16 protein-coding genes and 1 pseudogene are annotated in these 15539 nt (G+C 61.0%); 14 read left to right on the top strand and 3 right to left on the bottom strand.

Translation table 11 applies throughout. The features are described from left to right. A partial coding sequence (locus tag PFX91_RS22850; protein ID WP_285735173.1) for a biotin carboxylase N-terminal domain-containing protein occupies positions 1–126 on the bottom strand: 126 nt, incomplete at its 3' end. Between the two features lie 534 nt (positions 127–660). Here PFX91_RS22850 and PFX91_RS22845 point away from each other — a divergent pair. The 11 genes from PFX91_RS22845 (at position 661) to PFX91_RS22795 (ending at position 10637) form a co-directional block, all read left to right on the top strand. Beyond that, a complete protein-coding gene (locus PFX91_RS22845) occupies positions 661–1593 on the top strand; it encodes an MBL fold metallo-hydrolase (protein WP_285735169.1) in 933 nt (310 codons plus the stop codon). Positions 1594–1643: 50 nt separating this feature from the next. Next, a complete protein-coding gene (locus PFX91_RS22840) occupies positions 1644–2765 on the top strand; it encodes an acyl-CoA dehydrogenase family protein (RefSeq protein ID WP_285735167.1) in 1122 nt (373 codons plus the stop codon). Between the two features lie 68 nt (positions 2766–2833). Next, positions 2834–3898, top strand: coding sequence for an LLM class flavin-dependent oxidoreductase (locus PFX91_RS22835; protein ID WP_285735165.1), 1065 nt, complete (start codon positions 2834–2836; stop codon positions 3896–3898). Positions 3899–3911: 13 nt separating this feature from the next. Beyond that, positions 3912–4895 (top strand): 3-hydroxyacyl-CoA dehydrogenase NAD-binding domain-containing protein, encoded by a 984-nt coding sequence (locus PFX91_RS22830; RefSeq protein ID WP_285735163.1) that lies wholly within the window; start codon positions 3912–3914, stop codon positions 4893–4895. Continuing rightward, a complete protein-coding gene (locus PFX91_RS22825) occupies positions 4892–5629 on the top strand; it encodes an SDR family NAD(P)-dependent oxidoreductase (protein WP_285735161.1) in 738 nt (245 codons plus the stop codon). The genes PFX91_RS22830 and PFX91_RS22825 overlap by 4 nt, the downstream gene beginning before the upstream one ends. 50 nt (positions 5630–5679) lie before the next feature. Beyond that, on the top strand, positions 5680–6312 hold the full coding sequence (locus tag PFX91_RS22820) for a hypothetical protein (RefSeq protein WP_285735160.1): 633 nt from the start codon (positions 5680–5682) through the stop codon (positions 6310–6312). A 32-nt stretch (positions 6313–6344) separates the two neighbouring features. Continuing rightward, positions 6345–6803, top strand: a complete 459-nt coding sequence (locus tag PFX91_RS22815; protein ID WP_285735159.1) for a nuclear transport factor 2 family protein — start codon at positions 6345–6347, stop codon at positions 6801–6803. Between the two features lie 195 nt (positions 6804–6998). After that, positions 6999–7913 carry an NADP-dependent oxidoreductase gene (locus PFX91_RS22810; protein WP_285735158.1) on the top strand — a complete coding sequence of 305 codons (915 nt, stop codon included), beginning with the start codon at positions 6999–7001 and terminating at the stop codon, positions 7911–7913. Between the two features lie 97 nt (positions 7914–8010). Further along, complete coding sequence (locus tag PFX91_RS22805) at positions 8011–9231, top strand: MFS transporter (RefSeq protein ID WP_502888357.1); 1221 nt, start codon at positions 8011–8013, stop codon at positions 9229–9231. Positions 9232–9409: 178 nt separating this feature from the next. After that, complete coding sequence (locus PFX91_RS22800) at positions 9410–9994, top strand: NADPH-dependent FMN reductase (RefSeq protein WP_285735157.1); 585 nt, start codon at positions 9410–9412, stop codon at positions 9992–9994. 58 nt (positions 9995–10052) lie between these two features. Beyond that, positions 10053–10637, top strand: a complete 585-nt coding sequence (locus tag PFX91_RS22795) for an NADPH-dependent FMN reductase (RefSeq protein ID WP_285735155.1) — start codon at positions 10053–10055, stop codon at positions 10635–10637. 831 nt (positions 10638–11468) lie between these two features. Here the strand turns inward: PFX91_RS22795 and PFX91_RS22790 are convergent. Continuing rightward, positions 11469–12161 (bottom strand): response regulator transcription factor, encoded by a 693-nt coding sequence (locus tag PFX91_RS22790; RefSeq protein WP_285735153.1) that lies wholly within the window; start codon positions 12159–12161, stop codon positions 11469–11471. Positions 12162–12638: 477 nt separating this feature from the next. Beyond that, a complete protein-coding gene (locus tag PFX91_RS22785) occupies positions 12639–13043 on the bottom strand; it encodes a hypothetical protein (protein WP_285735151.1) in 405 nt (134 codons plus the stop codon). A gap of 175 nt (positions 13044–13218) precedes the next feature. On the opposite strand from PFX91_RS22785, the gene PFX91_RS22780 reads away from it, so the two are divergent. The 3 genes and pseudogenes from PFX91_RS22780 to PFX91_RS22770 form a co-directional block, all read left to right on the top strand. Further along, positions 13219–13638, top strand: coding sequence for a hypothetical protein (locus tag PFX91_RS22780; RefSeq protein ID WP_285735149.1), 420 nt, complete (start codon positions 13219–13221; stop codon positions 13636–13638). Continuing rightward, positions 13593–14075, top strand: a complete 483-nt coding sequence (locus tag PFX91_RS22775) for a hypothetical protein (protein ID WP_285735147.1) — start codon at positions 13593–13595, stop codon at positions 14073–14075. Before PFX91_RS22780 ends, PFX91_RS22775 begins: the two co-directional genes overlap by 46 nt. Before the next feature lie 906 nt (positions 14076–14981). Next, a pseudogene (locus PFX91_RS22770) lies at positions 14982–15284 on the top strand (IS701 family transposase); the annotation flags it as partial. Between the last annotated feature and the right edge of the window lie 255 nt (positions 15285–15539).

The following is a 15539-nucleotide window of genomic DNA, read 5'->3' as shown; positions in this document are numbered from 1 at the left end:
CTTGACGTGCAGGGCGTGCAGGTCGGGTTCGGCGTAGACGGCGACGCTGGCGAGCCCGGCGTCGCGGCAGGCCCGGGCGATGCGCACGGCGATTTCGCCGCGGTTGGCGATCAGAACTTTACGCACGTAGACCCCCTTCCTTCCTAACCGGATAGCTACTTTGCGCTTAACGTTCGTTCTTTGCATGGGACGTTTTGCCGCTCTAGGTCCAATAATTTCGACTTCTCACCCCAATGACAAGACGCCCTAGAGCATAAGTATGTCAGGATCTGCAAAGTGATGAAAAGATAGTTAGGAGACCGATAAGGAAAAGTCAGAGATATGCCATGATTTCAAGCCTTCCTCTACATCACCCCAGGAAGGCAGTTACTTGAAGAAACCTAGGGCGATGGCACCGGATCCTGTGTTTTCCTGACAAGGATGCTCCAGGCATCCAGAAGATTCCCGTTGGTCATGGCATCAATTCGTGCCATATTGACACTGCTCTAACTTATATCTGATGAACACATGACATGGCCGCACATCCTTTGCATGCGCTCACCGGCACCTGACCCGGAACTCCTTGAACGGCAGAACACCCTCACTAAAGATGGTGGTTGCCTCCGGTGCGTAAGCGAACGCACACGCGATTTCTCTGAGTGGACCGAGTAGGAGCACCCCATGAGACCAGCGTCCCCCGTGACTCCGCCCGACTCTGGTGCCCGACTACACGAAGTAGCCGATGGAGTTTTCGCCTACGTTCAGCCTGATGGCGGGTGGTGCCTCAACAACGCGGGCCTCATCGTGGGAGGCAGGGAATGTGCGCTGGTGGACACGGCGGCGACCGAGGCACGTGCGCTCGCCTTGCGAGAAGCTATCGGTCAGGTCTCGTCCACTGCTCCCCGTTATCTGGTGAACACGCATCCGCACGGAGACCACACCTTCGGCAACCGCTTCTTCGCTGCCGATGCCGTGATCATCTCCCACGAGGCGACCAGGTCAGAAATGGACGCGGCTGGCCTGCATCTGACAGGCCTATGGCCGGACGTTGCCTGGGGCGCTGTGGGAGTTCAGCTTCCTATGATTACCTTTCCCGATCGTATGACTCTCCACGTGGGCGGAATACACGTGGAACTCCTCCACCTGGGCGTGGCCCATACGACGAACGACACCGTCGTATGGCTGCCTGAGCAGCGGGTCCTATTCACTGGGGACGTGGCGATGTCGGGTGTCGCACCTTTCTGCCTCACAGGTTCGATATCGGGATCCATCGCAGTCCTCGAACTGCTCCGCGACCTTGACCCGGCCGTCGTCGTGACGGGGCACGGCCCCATTTCCGGCCCCCAAGTACTTGACGAGACCGCCGGATACCTGAGGAGGGTTCAACGGCTCGCGGCCGAGGGGATGAAAGCCGGACAGTCCCCTCTGGAAGCTGCCCGTTCTGCAGACCTTGGCGTGTACAGCGACCTTCTCGACGGAGAGCGTCTGGTCCCTAACCTCCACCGTGCCTACTCCGAACTGCTTGGAGACGCGCCAGGACACTCACTCGATGTCGAAACGCTGTTCGAGGAGATGGTCGAGTTTCACGGCCGACTGCCCCGTTGCCAAGCCTGATGCCGGCCCGACCCCTTTCCAGTCCACATCCGAGATTCAGGGAGGAATCCATGTCGTTGCCAGCCCGTGTCCGGCACCAGTTGCACACCCAGGTGGACGAGCTCATCGCGGCCGCCGCCGGATACGCGGCGGAGGCGGACCGCGAGAGAAGGCTCTCACCACCAGTAACCGAGGCGGTCGTCGAGGCAGGCTTCGCCCGCCACTTCGTTCCCGAGCGATGGGGAGGGGCCTCAGGCACTTGCACCGATCTGACGGAGGCGGTCTCGATGGTTGCGGAGGCATGCACCTCGGCCGCTTGGTGCGCCTCCGTGGTCGCCGGCGCCTCACGCATGGGCACCTATCTGCCGCTGGACGGGCAGGGGGAACTGTGGGAACAGGGACCGGACACTGTTGTCGCCGGAGCGCTCATCCCCCGAGGAACAGCTCGCCGCACCAACGAAGGATGGCGTTTATCAGGGTCCTGGGGTTTCACAAGTGCTGTGGACTTCTCTGATTGGTCCTTAGTCTGTGCTCGTGTACTGGAGGACGCGGAGGCACCTCTGTGGTTCTTCGCTCTACCGAGGTCCGACTACACGGTTCTCAACACATGGGACTCGGTCGGAATGCGGGGAACTGGAAGTAACACCCTCGTCGCCGAGAACGTTCGCGTTCCTGCTCACCGGGGATTTCCTCGCGATGACATGCTGCACGGACGCAGCCGTGAATCCACTGCTCGATGCCACACAGTGCCATTGCGCGCGATCAGCGGCCCTTTATTTGCCGCTCCCGCGCTGGGCGCGGCTCGGGCCGCTTTTGCTCTGTGGATTACTCGTGCCAACGCCGGGATTGAGGAAACTGATACCGCTACGCCGCTCACTACTGCGCGTTTGGCAACCACTATCGACGCTGCCGCGCTCCTGCTCGACCGCGCGGCGCTCAGCGCCGATACCGAGGCTAGTTCGACTGATCCGAGTCTACGTAATCCTGTTGACTGCGCCTTGGCTGTACGGCGCTTGGTGGACGTGGTTGAACAGATCTACAGGGGTGTTGGCAGTGCCGAACAATCCCCATCTCTCCCCTTGCAACGCGTATGGCGCGACATCCACGGACTGGCCAGCCATGTCGCGTTGCGTTTTGAGGATTTGGGAATCGACTACGGCCGATACCTGATCGCCGAGTCCACCCGTTCCTAACTTGGGCAACTCTCACCGCCCATCCTTCCCACGCATATCTACCCCTGCCCCCTAAACTAAGGAGTAAGATGAAATTCGGAATCGTCTTCTTCCCGACAGTCGGCCCCAACGACAAAGCTTCAGTACAGTATTTCGATGAATGCCTGCGGCTGGTCGATCTCGCTGAAGAGCTCGGCTTCCTCCACGTGAAAATGGTAGAACACTACTTTTTCCCTTATGGAGGTTACAGTCCAGATCCACTCACGTTTCTGTCAGCTGCTGCGGGCCGCACACACCACATCCGCCTGGGGACCAGCGCGACCATCCCTGCTTTTCAGCACCCAGTCAAGCTCGCAGGCAAGTTCGCGATGCTCGACAATATCTCCCGTGGACGCGTCGACGCCGCCCTTGGTAGGGCTTTCCTGCCAGATGAGTTCGAAGCGTTCGAGATCCCCCTAGATGAGAGCCAGGTCCGCTTCGACGAAGGGGTGGAAGCCCTTAAACGGTTGTGGTCGGAGGAGGACGTGGTCTTCGAAGGACAGTTCCACCGTTTCGGCCCGGTCACGCTCCTGCCGCGCCCCGTCCAAGAACCCCATCCGCCGATCTTTGTTACCACCGCTCGCAGCGCAGAGTCCTGCGCTGCGGCGGGGCGCAAAGGACACCACTTGCAGACAGTACCCAACGTGATGTCCACGGAAGAGCTGCAGAACCGACTGAGCCTCTTCCGGTCAGAGAGAGCCGCAGCGGGATACGCTCCGGATACCGGTCAAATCCATTTCAGCTACCCGTGTGTCGTCGACCCCGATCCGGTAGCTGCGCGAGGCAAAGGAAGATTTGACGACGATCGCAACACCGAAGCGATCCATGCTGCCGTGGCCTCTTGGGGAAGAACCACTAGCAGCGCCTACCCCGGATACGAAAAGCTCTTCGAGGCCACCCGTACCTCCCGATTCGAAGACAAGCTGACGGCGGGCAAGATCCTAATAGGGAGCCCCGATCAGGTACGCGGGCAACTGGAGAACATCGCCGCTTGGTTCGGCGATGACATCGTCATCAGCCTGGGAGTGCACTCTGGCCACCTCTCTTTCGAGGACGCTGCCACCACCATGCGGTTGATGGCCGAGGACGTTATTCCAAAACTTCACCATGTATGAGGGGCAGTCAGATATGAACCTACAGAACAAAACTCGTACCCCGAAGGTCACGGTCATCGGAGCTGGCACCATCGGGCTCGGCTGGATTACCCTGTTCCTTGGCCACGGATTGAGTGTGACTGTGAACAGCAGGCGGGAGAACGCGCCCGAACTCGTCCGTGAAGGGGTGGAACTGTTCGCATCTCACCTATCCGAGGGGGCTCTGGCCCCAGACGAGTTTGCGCCGTTGGTGTCCTTTGAACCTGACATCGAAAAAGCCGTGGCCAGTGCCGACATCATCGTCGAGAATGCTCCCGAGCAGCTGGAACTCAAACAGGAATTGTTCGCCCGCATTAGTGAGGCCGCACCTCCTGAGGCACTATTGCTGTCCTCTACGTCCACGTTTGACCCCGACATGCTGGGAGAGCGAATGCGTGACCGGTCCAATCTCTTGGTTGGACATCCCTTCAACCCACCACACGTTGTACCTTTGGTTGAGATCTTGGCGGGTGAGAAAACCAAACCTGAATCACTCAACCGTGCGGTAGATTTCTATCGCTCGGTCGGTCGGGTCCCCATTGTCCTCCGTAAGCCGATTGTTGCGTTCGCAGCTAATCGATTGCAGTCCGCTCTTCTGCGTGAGAGCGTGCACCTGGTGCGCGAAGGCGTGGTGACCGTCGCCGAACTCGACGATATTGTCACCCACTCCATCGGACTTAGGTGGGCGACGATCGGCCCTTTCCGAGCCTTTCATCTCGGTGGCGGTCCCGGTGGTCTACGCGCGTGGCTCGCTACCTTGGGCGCCAATCTCGATCGTGGATGGGAACTCCTGGGATCACCGTCCATGGACAAAGAGACCATCGCAACACTGATCACACAGGCCGATGAGGCCTTCGGTGACCGTTCCTACGCTGACCTGGTCCGCGAACGTGACACTCTGCAATCAGCGGTACTGAAGGCACTGGCCACAGCTATGGAACGCGTTTCCAAGGGACCGGAGGAGGTGGCTTCCGTATGAGGCTCGAAGGCAGAACAGCTGTTGTCACCGGTGGCACCCGCGGACTCGGGCGAGCGATCGCGGACACCTTTCTGCGCGAGGGCGCGCGAGTGGTCGTGGCTTCGCGGACTCCGGGAAACTGGTCGATCCCTAAGGATGTTTGTGGAGCCGAGGCCTTCTTCCACAGCGTGGACGTGTGCGACTCGGACTCCGTACGACATCTCATGGATGTGGCCGTCGACCGCTGGGGATCCTTGGATATCGTCGTGGCCAACGCCGGGGTCAGCCGTCCTGGAACTGTCGACAACCTCTCTCCTGAGCACTGGAATGAAGTCCTGAATACTAACGCCACGGGTGTTTTCCACTGTGCCCAGGCAGCGATCCCTTATCTTTCAGCGAGCGACTCTGGTCGTCTGATTACTATGTCTTCAGTGCTGGGCAGTCGATATGCCCCAGGTGCGTCTGCATATGGCGCAAGTAAGGCAGCAGTAGAAGCTTTCACCAGGATCCTTGCTTTGGAGCTTGCGTCCCAGAACACCACCGTTAACTGCCTCGCGCCAGGCTTCATCGATGAGGGCATGGGCGTCCACCTACGTGGCAATACCGCTGTGTGGGAAAAGTACCGTCCGAAACTCGCCTCGAAACGAATGGGGCAGGGAGAAGAGGTCGCTTCGGCCGCCTTGTTCCTGGCCGGGGACGAAAGCTCCTACGTCAACGGTGCTGTTTTGGAGGTCAATGGCGGTCTCCTTTGGTAATCCCAATCGTGCTACCCTTTCCGCTTTCTATTTCATTAAAGAGATAAACCATGATATCCCTGATGAACCGCTGGGCATCTCGCATAACAGTACTCGCGTGCACGGCCCTGGCATCTCCTCTGCTTTTGGCTAGCACAGCAGAGGCCGCATCTACCTCTGTCCTTTATCTCTGCGAAGCCTCTCGTGACGGAGAAAGACTCTCCTATGAGAGCACACGCACATGGGAGGTCAGCGCACCCGATGAAGTAGCACCAGGAAGTACGTTCAGCCTTTCGTTCACCCCAGAAGCCTTTTTCCTCAACCACGAGTACCAGCAGGAGGTCCGTGACGTGACCGTCTCCGTCCTCTTGCCCTCTGACACGGAGCTAGTCAGCGTCGAATTATCGGGTGGAAGAGACCTGGAGGGCTCTGTCCAGTCCGTCGAAGTGACCGGCGAGCGCGTCGACCTCACTGCAAGTGGTCCCTTCTACGGAGGAGAGAGCTTCGAGCTTCCCACCATCATCGCGGCGGTAACGGCTCCGAGCACCGGAGAACTTACTTCCTCTCCGGCTGGAACCGGATTCGAAAACCCCGGTATCGAACTGTGGTCTCTGGACCCCGCTACGCAACAGTTTAGTCCTGCCCGGTGCTACCCCGACTCAGCGCAGCCCGTAACGTTAAGTACGACAACCGTCTCGTACTGATCGACCGTGCACATTCCTGGAGGAATCTGCTGATGAACGCTCCCACAACCCACTCCATGCTCACTGACAGCTTCGTGTCCGCTGAGCTTTACACTCAAGTACAGCAGTTCTACGCCCGGCAGATGGGGTTGATCGACGACCGTTTGCCTGAGGAATGGGCCTCCACGTTCACCGAGGATGCGGTCTTTGAGGAGGCCAGCAGAATGGCCCCGCTGCGCGGACGCGAGGCCATTGCCGCCTCCTGTCGGGTACGAGCCGAGCGACTGGAGGCCGAACAAATCGACTTCCGCCACTGGCTCGCCATGCTCGACATCCGGCCCCAGCCCGACGGAACTCTGCACACACGCGTCTACGCGTTGGCGATGCGGACCGGGAGAGGTGGGCCTCTCGACATTTTCGCGAGTGTCGTGTGCCGAGACGAACTTGTCCAGTCCGATGATCGCTGGCTCGTGCGGCACCGCGAGCTCCAACATGACGGAGCTGAGCGGTAACCACACCCCCAAACCCAGCCCTTGAGACTTACATCACACGCAGAGGCATGTCATGCGACCAGGGCATATGCGGGGGATGCAAAAAATTCCGCCAAAGCACTTGACCTCAAGCTAACTTGAGGTTTCAGAGTGTCAGCGAGGGTCCTCCACTGCGATCCCGGTGGAGGACCACCCACTACTTGGAACGGACAACCCATGAAAGCAGCGGCTTTCCACGAATTCGGGAAACCCGAAGTGCTCAGGGAAACGGAGCTTCCCCTACCTGAACCCGGCCCTGGAGAAGTCCGGGTGCGGGTGCTCGCCGCAGGAGTGCAACCCATCGATTGCGCCATCCGCTCCGGACACCGCAGACCGCCGGGGCTGGAGATCGTGTTCCCCCACGTCACCGGTGGAGAGTTCGCCGGGACCGTCGACGCGGTAGGCAGGGGTGTGACCGCCTTCCACGTGGGTGCTCCGGTCCTGGGATTTCGAACTCAGGGGACTTACGCCCAGTACACGGTCGTTCCCGCGGACCAGCTCGTCGCCAAACCCGAATCCATGCCCTGGGAGGTCGCCGGCGGCCTTTCCGGCGCAGGACAGGCGGCCCATACCGCTGTCGGGGCACTAAGAGTCAGGGCCGGCGAAACCTTCTTGATCAACGGTGCGGCGGGCGGCGTGGGCACGGTCGCCGTTCAGCTGGCGCGCCGCTGCGGAGCCACCGTCATCGGCACCGCGAGTGAGGCCAATCACGACTACCTGCGGTCACTGGGAGCCATCCCGGTCACCTATGGCGAAGGACTGGCCGATCGAGTCCGTGACCTGGCACCGGGCGGCGTGGACGCCGCCATGGACGCAGCGAACGCGGCGGGCCTGAAGGCCGCTTTGGACCTCGTCCAGGACGCCGATCGTGTGGGCACGATCGCCTCCCCGGAGGCCGCCAAAGAACTGGGCGCGCTTTGGATCGGCAGCCAGCGCTCCGCCGAACGTCTCACCGACCTCGTGCGCCTGTACACCGAAGGCGGCCTGCGCATCCTGGTGCGCGCGACCTATCCCCTGGAGAAGGCCGCCGACGCCCACCGAGACGTCGAGACCGGGCACGGTCGGGGCAAGGTCGTTCTGACCCTCACCTGAGCCGTGACCCAACACCCGGGGTCGCAGAGACAGAATGCGCCCCGGGCCGTTGTGATGTCCCCTTTAACCATCATCCTGGAATCGAGGGTCCTTTCCCGTGGCACAGAGAGCGCCGGGTGACAACGCCCCCTCCTCGCAACCCACGCCGGTCGGCATTCCACAGGGCCGTCGTACCGGGGCGCTGACTGTCCTTCTCCTGGCCTCGACTCTGGCGGTCATGGCAGGATCGGTCATCTCCCCCGTCATCGAGCTGATCCGCGAAGACCTGGGGCTCAGCGGCACCGCCATCGGCGTGGTCGTCACAGCACACGCTGCCGTCATTGCCGTTACGAGCCCTTTCATCGGTCGTCTCATCGACCTGTGGGGCGTTCGCGTGCCCTTGGCTCTCGGACTACTCGTCTACGGAGTGGCGGGTGGTGCGGGACTAATGACCAGCACCTACACAGCACTCATCGCCAGCCGGATTGTGTTCGGATTGGGTGCCGCGGCGGTGTTCGCCGGTACGACGGTGGCGATGCTGCAGATGTTCTCCGGACCCGAGCGCGATCGGGTGATGGGGTGGCGTTCCTCGGCCAACAGCTTTGGCGGCCTGCTGTGGCCACTGTTGGGTGGTCTGTCAGGCGGACTCTCCTGGCACGGGCCGTTCGCTCTGTACTTGCTCGGCCTGCCGCTGGGAGTGGTAGCGCTGTGGACCTTGCCACGAACTCCTTCCCCCGTGGTCGAACGAGGACAAGGCGGTCCGGCAGCACTCTTTCGGAAGAGCCCCACTCTGGTGGGCTTCTACGGGCTGCAAGCAGCAGCGTCGGTCTTCCTCTACGCGACGGTGGTCTTCCTTCCCCAGCGTCTGGCGGACCTGGGCGTCCACCAGCCGGTCGTGGTAGCGCTCTACTCTGTGGTGATCACCGCTGCAGTCGGTTCCCTGGTCGGCCTGTTCTATGCCGGTCTGCGGTCGAAGATGAGCCATGGTGCGCTGCTTCGCCTGGCGGCTCTGGCATGGACAGGGGCGTTCCTGGTTCTGGGGACGGTGGATCACCCCTGGATTCTGCTTGCCGGGCCGGCTCTGCTAGGGGTGGGACAAGGCCTGTCCCTGCCGACGCTGACCGTGCTGATCAACGACCGGGCCCCGACAGAACTGCGTGGTCAAGCCGTCTCGTTGGCGGGGACTGTGATCTTCGGAGGACAGTTCCTTTCCCCCTTGCTCCTGGGGCCGCTGATCGGTGCAACGTCCAGCACGACCGGTTTCCTTGCTGCAGCTACCTTCGGAGCACTCCTGACGGTGGTGCTCCTCTTGGCCCGTATCTCCTCACCCGAGAAGTGATGTGTACACGACTGCTTGACAGAACGTGACTGAGAGCTGAACTGGTGGACTTGTTCAGTAACAAACACCCAGGAGATAATAGAAGCGGTTCGTCTTTCCCCTCCGCGAAAATTCGAAGGCATCTTCTCCGAGGAGGGGAGTTGCACTGAATTTTACTAATTCTACGGAAAGGCTGGAAATGTCGGACGCACCCCTCCGCCTCGCTGTTCTTACCGGGAGCGCTCCAGAAAGTAGGACCGGTCCTGCGGTCGCGAGATGGGTCAAACATGAGGCAGTCAGTCACGGGCAGTTCGATGTGGACATCATCGATGTGGCGGAGGATCCCCTTCCCGTGCTGATCACGCAGTCACCCTCTCCCGACACGGTTCGGAAGCTGGAGCGAATCGGTCCTAGACTCGCTGCTGCAGACGCTTTTGTTGTGCTTTGCGCCGAGTACAACCACAGTTTTCCAGCAGTACTCAAGTCGGCTGTCGACTGGCACACCACTGAATGGTACGCCAAGCCGGTCAGCTTCGTCTCCTACGGAGGTCGTTCCGGTGGATTGCGCGCAGTAGAACAGTTTCGTCTGGTCTTCTCCGAACTGCATGCTGTCACTTTACGTGACGGAGTCAGCTTCCCTAATGTTTGGGAGGAGTTCGACGAGAGTGGAGAGCCACGTGACAGCGTTGGCTCCCACGCAGCAGCCAAGACGATGTTCGACCAGTTGCTTTGGTGGGCCGAATCGCTGCGCGAGGCGCGAAATAAACGTCCCTACACCCATTAAACAACCTTCTTAAATTAGAAACTTACTACCTATTCACACCCGAAAGGGAAAGCAGTATATGATCAGCTCGCCACTGTCATTGTCAATAATTATTGGCAGTGTCCGAAGCGGCAGGTTTGGCTCAAGGGTAGGCAATTGGTTCGCGGGACAGGCAGCGAACCGTACCGATCTCAAGGTCGATATCATTGACTTAATCGATCACACACTTCCGCTTACTCTCCCAAACTGGGGGGAAGAGCCACCCGAGCCCGCTCGCACGGTTGTCGCCAGACTTTCCGAACGTTTGCAAGCTGCAGACGCATTTGTCGTGATCACGCCTGAGTACAATCACTCCTATCCCGCCTCACTAAAGAATCTTATCGACTGGTATCGGCGGGAGTGGGTGGCCAAACCCATCGGCTTGGTCTCCTACGGAGGTGTAGGCGGTGGTATACGTGCGTCTGAACACCTCCGTCAAGTATTCGCTGAGATGCACGCGATGACAGTGCGCGAGACCCTCAGCTTCCACAACGCTTGGAACGACTTCGACGCCGGTGCGGCTCCCGAAGGTGCTGAGACAGCAGCCAACACACTCCTCAATCAGCTTGTCTGGTGGGCGGATGTATTGCGTGAGGCCAGATCTCGCCGACCGTACTGCCATTGACTCCAAAAAACGAAGCTGCCCCGCCACTAATTTGGCAGGGCGGCATTTTTATTCCCCATTTCACCTAGCTAGATTCAGCAAGTTCATTTATTGAAATGAGCCGATCACTCTAGCACCCGAAGGTTTATTCATATTTATTTAGCACCTATTGATCATAGGCGTATGAGCGATGGCCATGATCTGTATGTGGAAATCCACAAATATGGATGGACGTCCACGCGCACCACTTGGACCCGGTTCCCCAAAGTCCATCCAGAGCAAGGTCAGAGCAGCCAGACCGCCCGACGGCGTAAGCGTGGGTGTAGGTGTCATGGCGGGTACCGGGCACAGGATCGACTCCTATCGTGATGTTTATCATTGTCCTGATGGCGACAACCTAGAGGTTAACGGTGAGACCTCTCACTGCCTGCTCGGATGCAGGCGCGAAGGCTTCCAAGGGGCGGCCAATCACCGGACGCCACAGGTTCCAGAGCCAACTCACGGTGTTCTGGCTGAGACTGAAGAGGGCTCCCGGCCAGGTTGTGGCGGATGAGGTAGGCACACAACCTGGCCACCGACCGGTACGGGCTTAGGCGAAGGGGCTGTCTCCGAAGCGGATAAGCTCAATGAATCGTTTTTGGAAATTTTGATTAAGCACTGTAGACCCAACCTATTCTTCAAGCATTTATTTCAGAAAGTTTATAAATAAACCCCTTGAGCACGACTGCTGAGGCAATCAACAGTTGACCCTATGTGTACCTAGCATTCCACAAACTCAAAAGCTAAGCAATGAAGGGTTGTCCTAGTGTATTTAAGCCACTTTCCCTTGGTTGTGATATGCAAAGAGATAAATCAAAAGGATCGAAATTGAAATCCGACGCCACGAACCGTAGTAATCCAACTACTGTCTTCAAGTTTCTTTCGCAGACTACTCACGTGCGTGTCAATAGTTCGACGAGACCAGGAGTCACCCCACACCTGATTCATGAGTTGCTTTCTTGACGCTACCTTCCCTGGCTGCGATGCCAGTATCTTGAGTAGGTCAAATTCCTTCGGGGTAAGTTTGATAGATTCTCCGTTAAGAGAAACTTGACGAGAAGAAATATTGATCTCTAGTGGTCCGTGAGTAATAACCGGAGAGTCTGGAATCATAGGATGAACTCTGCGCATGATAGCATTTATGCGTGCAATGAGTTCATGCAGATGACAGGGCTTGGACATGTAGTCGTCAGCACCCGCCTGTAGTCCCAAAACACGATCCAGTTCGGAGCTACGAGCTGTGACCAAAATAATCGGGACCATGCTTGTAGCTCGAATATTTCGGCACACTTCCAAACCATCCAAATCGGGCAGATCTAGATCGAGAATCACCAAGTCGTACGAATCATAGGATTCTAACGCAGCCCTTCCTGTTGTGGCTTGGTGTGTAACATGACCGTGGCGACGTAAAGCGTCTACAAGAGTGCGGGCATCATTCGTTTTATGTTCTACAACAAGGAGCCGCCAAGAACACAAAGAATCAATTTGTGCATCTGAAGATTTCACCTTGACATTGTACCGATCGCTTCGGGGTAAGGTCGTATCATGGATTTCCGTCGAAGCACTTCCGACAATAGTCAATTTTCCTTCTTTCGAAACAGAGAACTTAGTTCTGCCAATGCTGCTTTCGCAGGCTAGTTAACTTTGCTTGTCTTTGTCAAGAGTGAGAAATGAATGCCTGCATCATCAGCACCTTCTCCCGTCTACGCAGGTTGGAGCAACCATCCTTCAGCAACGCACAACGATACTTCTTGCCTTGAAACCAAAAGACACCGACCCGCACCTACTGCCTAGAACCGATCCTGATACCAAAGGTCCTTAAAAGGATTTCTTTAAAAGAAACAACTTGAACACCAGAAGTCCCAGGAGTGAAATACTTCTAGGGCTTGTCAAGCGGTCGTTGTGAGGCAAGAGTTCGGAAGAGCTGACGCGTGATGCAGCGTTTGAGACAGCGCCGGATCTCCCTGTGGGTCTTGCCCTGGCTCATGCGCCGCTGGACGTAGGTGCATGTGGGAGCGTGGTGGGCATCCAGCTCGCGCGGATCGGCCTAATCTGTGGGCAGGGCGGTGTCCACCCACCCTGGCACCGGCGGGACCACCGAGGTGGGGAGTGCACGGTGACCGTCCCGTGGACGGTGCCGACCTGGACCGCGGTGCCGGGGTTGTCGCCCATGCGGTTGCCCACCAGCGCACTCACTGGGGAGAGTGCCAGCGCCGGAGGTTTGGAGGTGCGGCGTGGCCAGGCCAGGGCTGCGGCGGCCAGCAAGAAGGACCTGGTCCTCGCCGCCCAGGACACCTCCTCCAACCCCGGCAGCACCAGGGAGGCACCCAGCACCGCAACCAAGGCCGCCGTGACGGCTGCGAGTATCCACGCCCAGATTCGCCGCATGCACCGATTCTGGGGCCCTTTCAACCCTCTTGCGATGCCGTCAAGGGATTCCTCGACAGCCGGACCGCGCCCCTCCGAAGGAGGCGGCGTCATCGGCTGAGGCGAACGCGACCACCTGCCCGCCGGGTCCGGGGTCGCGTGCTCGCGCCCGGTCCTGGCCGGGGTCGAACGCGGCGTGCTCCCGCCTTCGTGGGCGTCGCCTCCGGCCGCCGGGGCGGTGCAGGGCGCCCTCGGCGTGGCCTACGGGGCCGACGTCGCCGCGGTCGCGGCCGCCTGGGAGAGCACGTTCGGCGCGGTGGCCGACGCCGACCAGGCCGGACAGGAGACCGGTTCCATAAACCGCACCCCCACTGAGGAGCTTTCCGAAACCACACCCCCCGCTCCCGGCCGGGTCCTGGAGGTGAGCGAGGGGGTCAGCCCCTGGTCGACGGACGCGGGCCGGGTGCCCGACCTGCCCGGCACCCGGCCCGAAACGCCCGCCCCGACGCCCGACCCGCGGGCGGGAGTACGCCTGGAGCTGCTCGCCCCGAGCAGGCGGACGCCGCCGCGATGGACGCAGCCCGCATGTACCGGGTGCACCAGGACGGGCGCCTGATCGGGTTCGTGTGGCGGGACACGGCCGAGCAGCTGTGGAGCTGCGCCACCGCCACCGCCGAGGGCTCCCTGGGATTGATCGCACCCCTGAGCCCGCGCTACCGCCGCACCCGCCAGAGCGTGCTGGAGCACCTCCTCCAACACTGGCGCACGCCGCAGGAACGATCCGCGTGGCTGGGGCCGCCCACCGCCTCCAAGGCCCAGGAGCAGGCGGACCCCGACCCGGTCCCGAGTGTGGCGGTGCTGGTCTCCGGCGACCCCGACACCGACCGTCCGTACCTGCGCGTCCAGGTCGACGGGCACGACATCGGCCACCTGGAGGACCTGCGCACCTGGAACGACCTCAACGGGTGGGCGTTCTATTCCCGCCCCACCCAACAGGAACACCGGTCGATGACCGGGAGTGGGGGCGTCCGCCGGAGACGACCACCACGGTGACCGACATCGCGGCCGCGGTGCGCGAACTGCTGCCCCGGGTCCTGGAAGGCCCGGTGCGCCTCACCTCGCTGCATGGTCGCCACACCGGCCTGAGGGGGATGTCTCCCCAGCACATGGAACGCTGGGAGCTCTACCAAGGAAAGGTGCCGGGCCGCGAGGACGTCTACGCCCGCGGCCGCTGCTGGGGCTGGCTCCAGCCCGCCACCGGCGGCGGGTTCACCGCGCACACCACGGCCGGGCCGGTGCCCGGCGGACCCTGGCCCACCCGGGAGGACGCCGTGGTGTGCGCTGTGGGCACACCTGACCGCACCGCTGCCCCCGCCGGCCCTGAGCGAGCGGGCCTCCACCACGCGGCGGGTCCGACCCCCGCGCGACGCCCGGCCGCTGTGCCCCTACACCGACGCCGAACTCGCTCGGGTGCGGCTGGTCCGCGACAGGCCCGACGTCGAGCACAGCCCCTACCGGGCCGAGTCCCCCGTCGACATGCAAGTGCTGGGCTATGTGTGGCGCAAGGACGCCAAACGGTGGTCCTACGCCCCGGCCGACCCCGACACCGGCCGCCCGCCCGAGTACACCCCGGCGCTGCCCACCGCTCCCACCCGCGCGGCCGCGCTGGAGCGGCTGCTGTCCCGCCCGGGCCCGTTGTGGGCCGACCCCACCAGCCAGACCCTGCACACGCCCGGCCACACCGACACCCCCGCTCCGGCCCCCGGCCCCGGGGCCGTCGTGGACATGACCGAGCGTATCGGCCCCGGGTGGGCCCTGCACCGCGAAGGTGAGGCCGACGCCCACACCTGGCTCGTCACGTATGAAGGACAGGTCCGGGGCATGGTGCGGCGCTACCGGCCCCGAAGCGGAGGCCTGTCCCGGGGTTGGGAAGCCCTGGCCGGTGCGGGTGGCAGTGGGGCCTGGGATGGGGTGCTGCCCGCTCAGACGCGGGTTGTCGAGTGGCCACCGCACCAGGACGCGCCGACCGATTACTGGCTGACCAGCCTGCCCGCGGACACCGCGCTGCGGTACTTGGTGCGGGTGGCCAAGATCCGGTGGCGGATCGAGCATGACTACCGCGAGCTCAAGCACGGTTTGGGGTTGGCCCACTACGAGGGGCGCACCTGGCGAGGCTGGCACCACCACGTCACGCTGGTCAGCGCGGCGCAAGCGTTCCTGACCCTGCGAAGACTGGACCCAAAAGCAGGGACGTCGATCTGAGTCCGTACCAGGTCCTGGAAGCGTTCCAGGGGGCGCTGCTGTGCTGGACCGGCGTGTGCCACACCTGTCATCAGCCACTCGCACAGCAGCACCCGCCCGACACGAGTTAACGAAGTACTACTACTGAGTTTTTCGTTAGTTGTGTGGGGTTGAAGGATGGATCTCCAACCCGGTGTGAGCCAGGAAGGACCAGGGGAGTCGGCCGTCTTGACAGACCCGGTTGATCCCTCGTTCTGCGGCGTCGGCGACGTCGGC

This window comes from Nocardiopsis sp. ATB16-24 (assembly GCF_030271535.1).
Lineage (GTDB): Bacteria > Actinomycetota > Actinomycetes > Streptosporangiales > Streptosporangiaceae > Nocardiopsis.
The sequence above is the reverse complement of the archived record's forward strand: the minus strand, read 5'-3'. Positions and strand labels throughout refer to the sequence as shown.